We start from the raw sequence: 12,679 nt of genomic DNA, 5'->3' as shown, positions 1-12,679 counted from the left end.
GCTCACATCGAATTCGGGATCAGAAGCGACAGGATCGGGAAGGCCATGATCAGCGCGAGAACGATGAAGTCGATGGCCAGGAACCGCACGATACCCGCAAAGATGCGATCGATGGGGACCTCGCGCCCGACGACGGAGCCGATGATGAACACGTTGAGACCGACCGGCGGCGTGATCAGCCCGATTTCCAAAAGCTTGATCACCACAACGCCGAACCAGATCAGATCCAGCCCGTAGCCCTCCACCAGCGGCACCAGCAATGGCAGGGTCAGCACCATGATGCCGATCGGATCGAGGAACATGCCGAGGAGCAGGTAGATCGCCGCGATGGCGATCATCAGCATGACCACGTTCAGCTCCATCGCCTGGACCGCGCCGACGATGTCGCCGGCAACGCCCGACAGTGCGACGAAGGCGACGAAGATCTTGGCGCTCGCCGCGATGATGAAGATGGACGTGGTCTGGATCGCCGTCTTGCGCAGCGCCTCGATCACCGAGCGCACGCCAAGCCGGCGCTGGGCGAAACCGATGACGAGCGTGACCGAGACGCACACCGCCGCGGCCTCCGTCGCGGTGAAGAAGCCGCCGTAGATCCCCCCCACGATGATGACGAAGAGCAGCACCGCCGGCCAGGCTTCCAGCGCGGCATGCCAGCGCTCGCGCATGGAGACCACCCCGTCCTTGACCGGCGCGGCGGAAGGATCGCGCTTGACCCAGATCCAGATGACGAGAACGAAGCCGAGGAGGGAGATGAAACCCGGAAGGATGCCGGCCAGGAACAGCGAGGAGATCGAGGTCTCGGTGAAGATACCGTAGATGATGAAGAGTACGGAGGGCGGAATGAGACTTCCCAGCGTTCCGCCAGCAGCGACAGACGCCGTCGCCAGGCGCTTGTCGTACCCCATGCGCAGCATTTCCGGCGCACAGATCTGACCCATGGTCGAGGCGCAGGCGATGGAGGAGCCGGTGATGGCGGAAAAACCGCCGCAGCCGACGACCGACGCCATTGCCACCCCGCCCGGGATCGCCGCCAGCCAGACCCGCGCCGCATGGTAGATCTTGGTGGTGATCTCGGCCCTGTAGGCAAGGTGCCCGAGCGCCACGAAGAGCGGGATCATGGACAGGTCATAGCTGTGGATCAGATCGAAGCTGTTGGAGAAGACCAGGCTCGTGGTCGGCCGGATCGCGCGCTCCGGCATGAACACGCCGGTGCGAAAGGCGAAGATGGCGAAGGTGCCGAGTGTCGCGACACCGGCAAGCGCAAAGGCGATGGGAACGCGCAATCCCAGAAGCACGATCAGCGCGACGAAGGCGATGAGCCCGACGGTGGTTCCGTCCATCAGACTTCCTCCTCCGTGTCGTTGACCGGCAGGATGCCGCCGGTGGCGATGGTCCGGATGTCCTGCACGACCATCACGAGAAGCCGCAGCCAGCAGAACGACATGCCGATCACGAAGATCGCCCGGCCCGGCCATTTCGGCAGATGCAGTTCGCCGAAGAAGAAGGCGCCCTTCTCGAAGGCGTCTATCGCTTCGCGCCAGCCCGCCCAGATCAGCGGCGCCAGCGCCAGCAGGCCGAAGAGCGAGCCGAACACGACAAGCCCGTCCGCGACGCGGGGCGGCAGCTGGTTGGAGATGAACTCCACGGCGATGTGGGCGCGCTTGGCCGTGGTGGCGGCGAGCGGCAGGACGACGGCCGCCACCATCAGCTCCGCGACGATGACGGTTGAATCGGGCAGGCCCGTATTGAACAGGGCCCGCATCAGCACGTTGGCGGTAATCAGCACGCCGAGAGCAAGCACTGAGAAAATGGAGAGATCGACAAGCAGAAGCTCGATCCGGCGCAGCATGGCGACACCTTCGGTGCGGTCGGGCGGGCAGATGCGATCGTGTCGATCCGTTCCGGCCCTTGAGGAGCCGACGACATCCGCCCGATGTTCAGGAGAGTGACGGCGCCCGCTTGCCGGGCGCGGCGAGGGCTCGCGGCGCATGCGGCAAGAGGAACGCCCGATGGGAAATGAGGGAGCCGCCGCGAAACGGCCCCCATTCCGCTAGCGCGTCCAGGGATAACCCTTCTCGTCGCGCTCGGCCTCGTACTTGGCGAGCAGGCCCTTGTATTCCTTCAGGAGCCCCGCTCCGTCGAGGCCGGCCGCATCCGCACGCGCCACCCAGGCATTGACGTATTTCTCGCCCGCCTTGATCAGTATCTCGCGCTGCACGTCGGGAAGTTCGATGATCTCGACCCCAGCTGCCCGCATGGTCTCGATGGCCTTCTCGTTGTCGGCCGTGATGAGACGACCCAACTCGTCGGAAAGGCCGGCACCGGCGGTCATGAGCGCCTTCTGGTTTTCCGCCGACAGGCTGTCGAACACATCCTTGTTCATCAGGATACCGAGCGCGCCCACCTGCCCCCAGTTCAGCAGCGTGTAGCTGGTGAGGACTTCGTGCTGCTTCAGCGCGACGGTCGCATAGCTGTAGCCCTGCGAGCAGTCGAGAAGACCCGTGTCGAGGCCCTGATAGGCGTCATAGACCGACATCGGCACGATGTTCGCACCGAGGTCCTTGAAGGCATCGCCATAGGCACCGACGCCACGCACCTTGAGGCCCTTGATATCCGTGGCGGTCCGGATCGCCGTGCCCTTGCAGCCGATGTGAACGGCGGACGTGGTGAACGTCCCGATATAGACGAGATTTTTGTCCGCGAGGTTCGCCTTGATCGCCTCGTTGGTGCGCATCAGTTCGTCGGTCGCCTTCATGCCCGCCCAGGCATCGTCGTTCTTGAGCGGAAGGTCGGCGATGCCGTAGGCCACCATTTCCTGCGGGAAATAGACGGAGATGACGGTGCCGAGATCGGCGACCCCGTCGGCAACACCGTTCAGCGCCGCACCGGCCCCAAACAGCGCCCCGCCCCACTGGACATCGAACTTCAGATCGCCGCCGGACAGCTCGGTCGTCTTGTCGACGAACCAGTTCAACGCCTCGGCCCGGGCCCCGCGATTGGGACCGGCCTCACCAAGAATCAGCGTCGTTTCCGCCTGCGCCAGCGTTGGGCATGCGATGAACGCGGCAAGCGCCGCGATTGCCAAGGGCTTCATGTTTCCTCCCGAGTTAATTCCATTATGCGGAATTCTATTCCACTTATTATGTTTCAAATCGCGACCGGGACGCAAGAACTTTCCTGCGAGGAGGGGGAGGGCGACAGGTCCACGGGAGCGACAGGGGGGACGCGGACGGATAGCTTCAACGCCCGTTTGACGATTGCGGATCTTGCAGCCACCGTCCGTCGGCGGCCGGTCCAAAACAAAAAAACGGCCCAGCCTTCTGGGCCGAACCGTTTTGCATTCTGCTTGCAGTGTCGGCAGTCGTTCCCGCGATCAGTAACCGCGGCGGCGATCCACCTCGTTCACGAGAGCCTCGCCGGCAAGGATGCGGCGAATGTTGGTACTGATCTGATCGGCGATGGTGCGGGGGTCCGCTGTGGAGGCGATGTGCGGGGTGACGACCACCCGCGGGTGAGCCCAAAGCGGGCTTTCCGGCGGAAGCGGCTCCTGCGCAAACACATCGAGCACCGCCCCGCGCAGATGCCCCGCATCGAGAGCGGCCAGGAGATCCGCCTCGTTCAGCTGCTCTCCGCGGCCGATATTCACCAGGGCAGCGCCTTCCGGCAGGCTGGCGAAGAGCCCGGCATTGAGAATGCCGTTGGTCTCATCGGTCAGCGGCAGCAGACAGATCAGGATATCGGTGCCCCTCAGGAAAGCCTCCCGCTCGCTCACGCCGGCAAAGAACTCAATGTCCGGCACCTCGCGCGGCGTGCGCGCCCAGCCACGAACGTTGTAGCCGAAGGCACGCAGGGCGCCGCCAACGGACCGCCCCAGATTGCCCCAGCCCATGATCCCGACGGTGACCTCCCCGGCCGCACGCTGTCGCGGCGGCGCCCAGACGCCCTCCGCCTGCCGGCGCAGAACGGAATCGAAACGCCGGTGGAAGTAGAGCACCGACCACAGCACGTATTCCGCCATTCCGCGGGCATGATTCTCGTCGACCACACGACAGACCGGCAGGTCGGGAAGCTCCGGGTCGGCCAGGATGTTGTCGACGCCGGCGGCGATGCTGTGGAGCAGGCGCAGCCGCGGCATGCCAGCCATCACCCCATGCGGCGGACGCCAGCACACGGCGAAATCGGCATCGCTCACATCCTCGTCGGGCCACTTGCGGATCTCGGCCTCGGGCAGCTTTTTCTGGAGCGGTCCGCGCATGAAATCCATGTCGAGATGCGTGCTGAGCAGGGCAACGACGGGCCGCGAGGGCGCCTTGCTCAGAGGTGACGAAGCCGTCGCCGGAGGTGTCTTTGTGGTCATTCGCTTGGCAGCCGGATGGTTTTCTCTGGTCACAGTGATCGTTTTTTAGGCGAGATGATTTGGTGGGCAGATTCATCTTCCCATCATGCTTGACAGGTCGGGACAGCCGGCGTCAAGCTGTAACCGATATATCGATATATCGCGAGCTGTCAGCAAGAACAGCCGTCAATGACAATCACCTACCGAGCCACGAGGGACAGTGCATGCGACGACTGCTATCGATACCATTCGCCCTTGCTCTCACGGTTTCCGCAGCCCTGGCGGACCCCGTGAGCGGCGGCAAACTGGACCTGATCGTCCAGCCCGAACCGCCCAGCGTCATGATCGGCATCACCACCAACGGCCCGGCGCTGCTGGTGGGCGGCAACATCTACGAGAGCCTGCTGCGCTACGACGAAAACCTAAAGCCGATGCCCTCGCTGGCAAAGTCCTGGGACATTTCTGAAGACGGCCTGACCTACACGTTCCACCTCCAGGACGGCGTGAAGTGGCATGACGGCAAGCCGATGACATCGGCTGACGTGATGTTCTCCGTCGAAGACTTCCTGATGAAGCTGCAACCGCGCCATCGCAACCTGATGAGTCATGTGGCCAAGGTGGAAGCGCCTGACGATCACACGGTGGTCTTCACGCTGAAGGAGCCGTTTGAGGCCTTCATCCGCGGCTTCGCCTTCTACACCATGCCCATCGTGCCCAAGCACATCTACGAGGGCACGGACTACCAGACCAATCCGGCCAACGAAAAGCCCATCGGCACCGGCCCCTACAAGTTCGCCGAGTGGAAGCGCGGCAGCTACATCAAGCTGGTGAAGAACGAGGACTACTATCTCCCCGGCAAGCCTTATATCGACGAGCTCTACTATCACGTCATCCCGGACGCGGCTTCGCGCGCGGTGGCTTATGAAACCGGCCAGGTGAGCGTGCTGCCGGGCGGCTCGGTCGAGAATTTCGACATTCCGCGTCTGTCCAAGCTCGACAACACCTGCACCACGGAAAAGGGCTGGGAATACTTCGCGCCGCTGTCCTGGCTGTGGCTCAACAACCGCAAGCCCCCCATGGACAACGTGAAGTTCCGCCAGGCGGTGATGTTTGCGCTCGACCGCAACTTCGCCAAGGACGTGCTGTGGAACGGCTACGGCAAGGTCGCCACGGGACCGATCTCGTCCAAGCTGCCCTTCTATGACGATGTCGGGCCCAGCTACCCGCATGACCCGGCAAAGGCGAAGGCGCTGCTGAAGGAGATGGGCTATGACGGCAAGCCGCTGAAACTGCTGCCGCTGCCCTATGGCGAAACCTGGCAGCGCTGGGCCGAGGCCGTGAAGCAGAACCTCGCCGAGGTGGGCATTCCCGTCGAGATCGAATCCACCGACGTCGCCGGCTGGAACCAGAAGACGTCGCAGTGGGACTACGACATCGCCTTCACCTACCTCTACCAGAACGGCGACCCGGCCATCGGCGTGGACCGCAACTACAAGTCCTCGCAGATCGCCAAGGGCAATCCCTTCAACAATGTCGAGGGCTATTCCAACCCCGAGGTCGACAAGCTCTTCGACGAGGCGGCCGTTGCCTTCCCGGCAGCCAAACGCCAGGAGCTTTACGACAAGGTGCAGGTCAAGCTGCGCGAGGATGTGCCCGTGGCATGGCTGCTGGAGCTGGGTTTCCCCACGACCTACCGGTGCAACGTGGAAAACCTGATCTCGACCGCATCCGGCCTGCCGAACTCCTTGCGCGACGCCTGGATCAAGAAGTGACGCAACGAAGAGCGGGCACGCGCCCGCTCTTCTCCCTCCGTCAGACTCTGTGATCCGGAGATCGAGATGACCCGTTTCCTCGCCGGCAGGCTGGTGCGTGCCGTTTTCATCCTGCTCGTTATTACCGTTTCGAACTTCTTCCTCATCCATGCCGCACCGGGCGATCCGGCCGCCGTCATGGCAGGCGAAGCGGGCGATGCCGATCCGCAGTTCCTGGAACAGCTGCGCGAACGCTTCGGCCTCGACAAGCCGCTCTACGTCCAGCTGGGGATCTATGTCTCCCACGTGGTGCGGCTCGACCTCGGCTATTCCTATCGCCAGCAGCTTCCCGTCCTCGACCTGATCATGGAACGACTGCCGGCCACTCTGCTGCTGTCGCTGACCGCCTTCGCCATCTCGCTCGGTCTCGGTGTCCTCGCCGGTGCCATGGCAGCCGCGCGTCAGGGCCGCCTCTCCGACACGCTGATTTCGCTTTTCGCCCTGATCTTCTACGCGACCCCGCTCTTCTGGCTGGCACTGATGGCGGTGCTGCTGTTTTCCATCGAGCTCGGCTGGCTGCCCGGCTTCGGCTACGAGACCGTGGGCGCCGGCTATGCGGGCTTTGCACGTGCGCTCGATATCGCCCGCCACCTGGTGCTCCCCGCCACAACGCTCGGGCTCTTCTTCATGGCCATCTACGTGCGCATGACCCGTGCTTCCATGCTGGAAGTCTCGCAGATGGATTTCGTCAAGACGGCCAAGGCGAAGGGCCTGCGGCCGCGGGTCATCCAGCGCCGGCATGTGCTGCGCAACGCGTTGCTGCCGGTGGTCACGCTGGCCGGCCTGCAGGCGGGCCAGCTGGTGGGCGGCGCCGTGCTGATCGAGACCGTCTTCGCCTGGCCCGGCATCGGCAGGCTCATGTTCGAGGCCCTCTCGCAGCGCGACTACAACCTGCTTCTCGGCGTGTTCATCGTCTCCGCCGCGATGGTCCTCTTCTTCAACCTGATCACGGACGTGCTCTACCGCTTCGTCGATCCGCGCATCCGGGTGACGTCATGACCGATTTCTGGAAACGCTTCTCCAAACATCGCGGCGCCGTCGCCGGGCTCGTGATCCTGTTTCTGATCGTCCTGCTCGCCGTGGCGGCACCATTCCTCTTCCCCAAATCGCCCTGGGCGATGGTGCAGCGGCCCTTCTTGCCGCCGTTCGAGAACGCCACCTACTTCCTGGGTACCGACACGATGGGCCGGGACCTCGCGTCGGGCCTCGCCCATGGCGCCTACGTGTCGCTGCTGGTGGGGCTTGTCTCCACCGTGGTGTCGCTTCTCATCGGCATACCGATCGGGGCGCTAGCGGGATATTTCGGCGGCATCGTCGATGACGTCCTTATGCGCTTCACCGAACTCTTCCAGAGCGTGCCGAGCTTCGCGCTCGCCGTCGTGCTGGTCGCGATCTTCCAGCCCTCCATCACCTCCATCGTGGTTGCCATCGCCATCGTGTCCTGGCCACCGGTCGCACGCCTGCTGCGCGGCGAGGTGATGGCGCTCAAGTCGCGCGACTTCGTCGATGCCGCAGTGCTGTCGGGGCAGAAGCCTTTAACCATCATCTGGAGCCAGATCCTGCCCAACACGCTGTCGCCGATCATCGTGCTTGCCTCCATGATGGTGGCGGCCGCGATCCTGGTGGAAAGTGCGCTTTCCTTCATGGGACTGGGCGATGCCAACGTCATGTCCTGGGGCTACATCATCGGCGCCGGGCGCACGGTGATCCGTCAGGCCTGGTGGGTCAGCTTCTTCCCCGGCCTTGCGATCCTGCTCACCGTTCTGGCACTTAATCTGGTCGGCGAAGGGCTGAACGACGCACTCAATCCACGCCTCAGCCGGAAGGGGAAGTAGGCATGAACACCACCTCCCGCGAAAGACCGGTGATCCATCCGGGCAGTCTCAAACGTCCCGATGGCACGCCCATCGTGCGTATCGAAAAGCTCAGCATCGCCCTGCCGGAAGGTGCCGACCGGGCCTTCGCCGTCGACCGCGTCAGCATCGACATCCACCCGCGCGAGATCGTCTGCATCGTGGGCGAAAGCGGCTCGGGCAAGTCGATGTCCGCCAATGCGCTCATGGGCCTGCTGCCTGAGACAGTGCGCGTCGCTCAGGGGCGCATTCTGCTGGACGGGGAGAACCTGCTCGATCTGTCGGCAGATGCGCTCTACGACATCCGCGGACGGCGCGTGGCGATGATCTTCCAGGAGCCCATGACGGCGCTCAATCCGCTGATGAAAGTCTCCGCCCAGATCGAGGAGGTGTTCGAGGCACATGGCCTGCTCACGCCCTGGGAGCGCAGGCAGCGGGCGCTGGAACTGCTTGAAGAGGTTGGCCTGCCCGATCCGGCGCGGGCGGCAAGTTCTTATCCGTTTCAGCTTTCCGGCGGCCAGCGACAGCGCGTGATGATCGCCATGGCGCTGGCGCTGGAGCCGGAAGTGCTGATTGCGGACGAGCCGACCACAGCCCTCGACGTGACCACCCAGGCGCAGATTCTTGAGCTCATCCGCCGGCTGCAGGCCACCCACAACATGGCCGTGATGTTCATCACCCACGATTTCGGCGTGGTGGCGGAAATCGCCGATCAGGTGACCGTCATGCAGCACGGACAGGTGGTGGAACAGGGAACGGCGGACGAGGTGCTGCTGTCGCCCGGCCATTCCTACACACGCAAGCTCATCGCCGCCATTCCGACCGGCACGGCCGAACCGCGGACGACGCTGGAAAGCCACGAAACCGGCCCCCTGCTGCAGGTAGAAAAACTCTCCAAGACCTATTTCCTGGGCAGCGGCCTGTTTGGCAAGCAGCGCCAGATCCATGCGGTCAAGGAGGTTTCCTTCTCGCTGGAGCGCGGCGAGACGCTTGGGATCGTTGGCGAAAGCGGATCAGGCAAATCCTCCGTCGGGCGCTGCCTCGTGCGCTTGCAGGATCCCAATAGCGGCCACATTCTGCTTGATGGCGAGGATATCGCCACGCTCAAGGGAGAGGCACTGCGCGCCATGCGTCAGCGCATCCAGATGGTGTTCCAGGACCCCTATTCCTCGCTCAACCCGCGCGAAAAGGTGGGGCGCATCATCGCCTCTGGCCCCATCGCCTTCGGCACGGACCGGGCCTCCGCCCACAAGGAAGCGGAACGACTGCTGGAGCTGGTGGGCCTCGACGGCAAGGCGGCGGATCGTTTCCCGCACGAATTCTCCGGTGGCCAGCGCCAGCGCATCGGCATTGCCCGTGCCCTTGCCCTGAAACCTGAGATCATCGTCGCGGACGAGGCCGTCTCGGCACTCGATGTCTCCATCCAGGCGCAGGTGCTCGATCTGCTGGCGGACCTGAAGCGGACGCTCAACCTGTCGCTCGTCTTCATCACCCACGACCTCAGGGTCGCGGCCAACATCTGCGACCGGGTGCTCGTCATGCGCAAGGGCGAGGCGGTGGAGATGGGCAGCGCCAAGGCCATCTTCGAGAACCCGCAGCACGCCTATACGCGCAACCTCATCGAGGCCATTCCCGGACGCGCGACCGAAGCCCGCATGGCCGCCGCAACATCTGCCTGAACCTGACACAAGTCTGCGGCCGCAAGGCCGAACCAATAAGCGGAGAGAAATTCATGACCGTCATGCCGAACTCTGTGGAAGCCCGCGACGTCGCCTACCAGATGCACCAGAACGTGAACCTGCGCAAATACGAGCGCGAGGGCGGTCTTGTGATCGAATCCGGCGAAGGCATCTACGTCACCGACAACAATGGCAAACGCTACATCGAGGCGCTGGCGGGTCTGTGGTCGGTTGCCCTCGGCTTCGGCGAGAAAAGCCTTGCCGAGGTGGCCAAGCAGCAGATGGAGAAGCTGCCCTATTACCACACCTTCGCCTACAAGACCCACGGCCCCTCCGTGGATCTGGCCGAACTGCTGATCAAGCTGGCTCCGGTGCCGATGTCGAAGGTGCACTTCACCTCCTCCGGGTCGGAGGCCAACGATCTTGCCTGCAAGATGGTGTGGTATCGCTCGAACGCGCTGGGCAAGAAGGACAAGAAGAAGATCATCGGTCGCGAGAAGGGCTATCATGGCGTGACGATTGCCGCGGGCTCGATCACCGGCATCACCCGCAACCATGAAAGCTTCGACCTGCCGCTCGACCGCATGATCCACACCTCCTGCCCCTCCTATGTCCATTACGGCAAGGACGGCGAGACGGAGGAACAGTTCACCGCCCGCCTGCTCAAGGATCTGGAGGATCTGATCGAGCGCGAGGGCGCCGACACCATCGCCGCCTTCTGGGGCGAGCCGGTGATGGGCGCGGGCGGCGTGCTGGTTCCGCCCGCCGGCTACTGGGAAGGCGTACAGAAGATCCTGAAGAAAAACGACATCCTGCTGGTCGCCGACGAGGTGATCTGCGGCTTCGGACGTATCGGCACCATGTTCGCCTGCGAGCGCCTCAACATCGAACCGGACGTGCTGGTCCTCTCCAAGCAGATTTCCTCTTCCTACCTGCCGCTTTCCGCGATCCTGATGAACGACAAGTTCTACCAGCCGATCGCCGATGAATCGGAGCGCATCGGCTCCTTCGGCCACGGCTTCACCGCGTCGGGCCACCCGGTCGCCACGGCCGTCGGCCTTGCCAATGTCAAGATCATCATCGAGCGCGGGCTCGTCGCCAACGCCGCCGCGCTGGAAGAGAAGTTCCTCTCCGGCCTTGCGAAACTCGCCGAGCATCCGCTCGCGCATTCCTCGCGCGGCATCGGCCTGATCGGCGCGCTGGAAATGAAGCCGCTGGCCAACGGCAAGCCCGGCGACGCCGCCGCCGCTCTCCAGCTCGCCTGCGAGGCGGAAGGCGTCATCACCCGCAATATCGGTGAAGCCATCTGCTTCTGCCCGCCGCTCATCATCACCGGCGAACAGATCGACGAAATGTTCGCAGCCGTTGGCCGCGCACTCGACAACCTCACGGCGAACTGAAGGTGAGGAGACAGCTAACATGAGTGTTGCAACACGAACCAAGACCGACCTCGGCGAGATGTCGGCGGCCGAGCTTTCCGAGCTTTTTGCCTCCGGCGAGGCTTCCCCCGTGGAGGCGACCCGGACTGCGCTCGACCGCATCGAGCGCTTCAACCCGAGCGTCAACGCCTTCGCCTATGTGGTGGCGGATGCGGCACTCGCGGAGGCCAAGGCCTCTGAAGAGCGCTGGCGCAAGGGCGAACCGCTGAGCCCGATCGACGGTGCGCCGACCACCATCAAGGAGCTGACCGCCGTCAAGGGCATTCCCTGGCGGCGCGGCTCCATCCTGGGCGGCACGGAGCCTTCAACCCGCGAGATCGAGATCGTCGAACGGTTGCGGGCGGCAGGAGCGACCATCCTCGGCACCACCACCTCGCCGGAATTCGGCTGGAAGGGCCTGACCCACGGGCCCGCCACCGGCAACACGCTCAACCCCTGGCACACGGGCCGCGCATCCGGCGGCTCTTCGGGTGGGGCGGCGGTCGCCGCCGCGCTCAACATGGGTGTGCTGCACGAGGGTTCCGACGGTGCCGGCTCGATCCGCATCCCGGCCGCATTCTGCGGCGTCTTCGGCATCAAGCCGACCTTCGGCTGGATCCCCGCCGACGCGCCTTCCGCATTGTTCGAACTCGCGCACCGCGGACCTCTGACGCGCACGGTGGAGGATGCAGCCCTCTTCCTCAACGCCACCACCGGCTGGTCGCCACGCGCGCTCTACGGCCACTGCCCCTCCCCCGTGCCGGACTGGCGCAAGGTGGTCCGCGAAGGTGCGGGCGTGAAGGGCATGAAGCTCGCCTATAGCCGGACGCTCGGCTACGCCGAGGTCGACGCTGAGGTCGCAAGAGCCGTGGATCGCGCCGTGAAGCGGCTGGCGGACATGGGCGCCACCATCGAAGAGGTCGATCCGGGCTTTGCCTGCCCGCAGGAAACGCTGCTGACACTCTGGTACGCCGCCCAGGCCAAGGCCCTTGCCGCGTTCAATCCGAGCGATGAGCAGAAGGCGAAAATGGATCCCGGCCTTCTGAAGATCTGCGCGGAAGGGGCGAGCTATTCGGCGCTCGACTACCTCGCAGCGCGTCAGGCGCGCGCCGAACTGACGGTGCACATGGAGCTGTTCTTCCAGCGCTACGACGCTCTGGTTTTGCCCACCATGCCGCTGACCGCCTTCGAGGCGGGCGTGGACTTTCCCGGCGGGGGCGAGGGGCGAGACTGGTCCGACTGGTCGCCCTTCACCTACCCCTTCAACCTGACCGGCCAGCCCGCCACGACGGTGCCTTGCGGCTTCGACGCGGATGGATTGCCCATCGGGTTGCAGTTCGTCGGACCGAGTTTTCATGACGCCCGACTGTTGTCCATGGCCGCGGCCTATCAGGCGACCCATCCGGAGCCCCGGATCGGCGAACCGCGCGAAATGTAGAGCGCATCGTATTCCGGCACGATGCGCCAGGCTGTAAAGCTGCGCACCTGAAAGCGGAACACTTAACCTCGATGGCCGGAGGATGGCGGCAGCCGCCTCCGGCCCGGAAATCCACACCCAAGACGACGGGCCAAGGCTCTCAAC

At 64.2% G+C, this 12,679-nt stretch carries 10 protein-coding genes; 6 read left to right on the top strand and 4 right to left on the bottom strand.

Translation table 11 applies throughout. The features are described from left to right. Positions 1–2: 2 nt before the first annotated feature. The 4 genes from V2L18_RS06300 to V2L18_RS06285 form a co-directional block, all read right to left on the bottom strand. A complete protein-coding gene (locus V2L18_RS06300) occupies positions 3–1,340 on the bottom strand; it encodes a TRAP transporter large permease (protein ID WP_336177094.1) in 1,338 nt (445 codons plus the stop codon). Beyond that, positions 1,340–1,849, bottom strand: coding sequence for a TRAP transporter small permease (locus V2L18_RS06295; RefSeq protein ID WP_336177093.1), 510 nt, complete (start codon positions 1,847–1,849; stop codon positions 1,340–1,342). The genes V2L18_RS06300 and V2L18_RS06295 overlap by 1 nt, the downstream gene beginning before the upstream one ends. A gap of 201 nt (positions 1,850–2,050) precedes the next feature. Then, on the bottom strand, positions 2,051–3,094 hold the full coding sequence (locus V2L18_RS06290) for a C4-dicarboxylate TRAP transporter substrate-binding protein (protein WP_336177092.1): 1,044 nt from the start codon (positions 3,092–3,094) through the stop codon (positions 2,051–2,053). Between the two features lie 279 nt (positions 3,095–3,373). Next, entirely contained in the window at positions 3,374–4,357 is a 984-nt protein-coding gene (locus V2L18_RS06285; RefSeq protein ID WP_336177090.1) for a glyoxylate/hydroxypyruvate reductase A, read from the bottom strand. A 203-nt stretch (positions 4,358–4,560) separates the two neighbouring features. Between V2L18_RS06285 and V2L18_RS06280 the strand changes: the two genes are divergently transcribed. From V2L18_RS06280 to V2L18_RS06255, 6 genes are all read left to right on the top strand, one after another. After that, the gene (locus tag V2L18_RS06280; RefSeq protein ID WP_336177088.1) at positions 4,561–6,108 is read left to right on the top strand and encodes an ABC transporter substrate-binding protein; all 1,548 of its coding nucleotides are present in this window, start codon (positions 4,561–4,563) and stop codon (positions 6,106–6,108) included. A gap of 66 nt (positions 6,109–6,174) precedes the next feature. Continuing rightward, positions 6,175–7,146 carry an ABC transporter permease gene (locus V2L18_RS06275; RefSeq protein WP_336177087.1) on the top strand — a complete coding sequence of 324 codons (972 nt, stop codon included), beginning with the start codon at positions 6,175–6,177 and terminating at the stop codon, positions 7,144–7,146. Next, positions 7,143–7,982: an ABC transporter permease gene (locus V2L18_RS06270; protein WP_336177085.1), complete on the top strand. Its 840-nt coding sequence runs from the start codon at positions 7,143–7,145 to the stop codon at positions 7,980–7,982. The genes V2L18_RS06275 and V2L18_RS06270 overlap by 4 nt, the downstream gene beginning before the upstream one ends. Before the next feature lie 2 nt (positions 7,983–7,984). Then, positions 7,985–9,679: an ABC transporter ATP-binding protein gene (locus V2L18_RS06265; protein WP_336177084.1), complete on the top strand. Its 1,695-nt coding sequence runs from the start codon at positions 7,985–7,987 to the stop codon at positions 9,677–9,679. A gap of 53 nt (positions 9,680–9,732) precedes the next feature. Further along, positions 9,733–11,079 carry an aspartate aminotransferase family protein gene (locus V2L18_RS06260; RefSeq protein WP_336177083.1) on the top strand — a complete coding sequence of 449 codons (1,347 nt, stop codon included), beginning with the start codon at positions 9,733–9,735 and terminating at the stop codon, positions 11,077–11,079. A 19-nt stretch (positions 11,080–11,098) separates the two neighbouring features. After that, positions 11,099–12,535 (top strand): amidase, encoded by a 1,437-nt coding sequence (locus tag V2L18_RS06255; protein ID WP_336177082.1) that lies wholly within the window; start codon positions 11,099–11,101, stop codon positions 12,533–12,535. The last annotated feature ends 144 nt before the right edge of the window (positions 12,536–12,679 follow it).

The organism is Breoghania sp. JC706 (assembly GCF_037026715.1).
GTDB lineage: Bacteria > Pseudomonadota > Alphaproteobacteria > Rhizobiales > Stappiaceae > Breoghania.
This window is presented reverse-complemented; position numbering and strand designations above follow the sequence as displayed.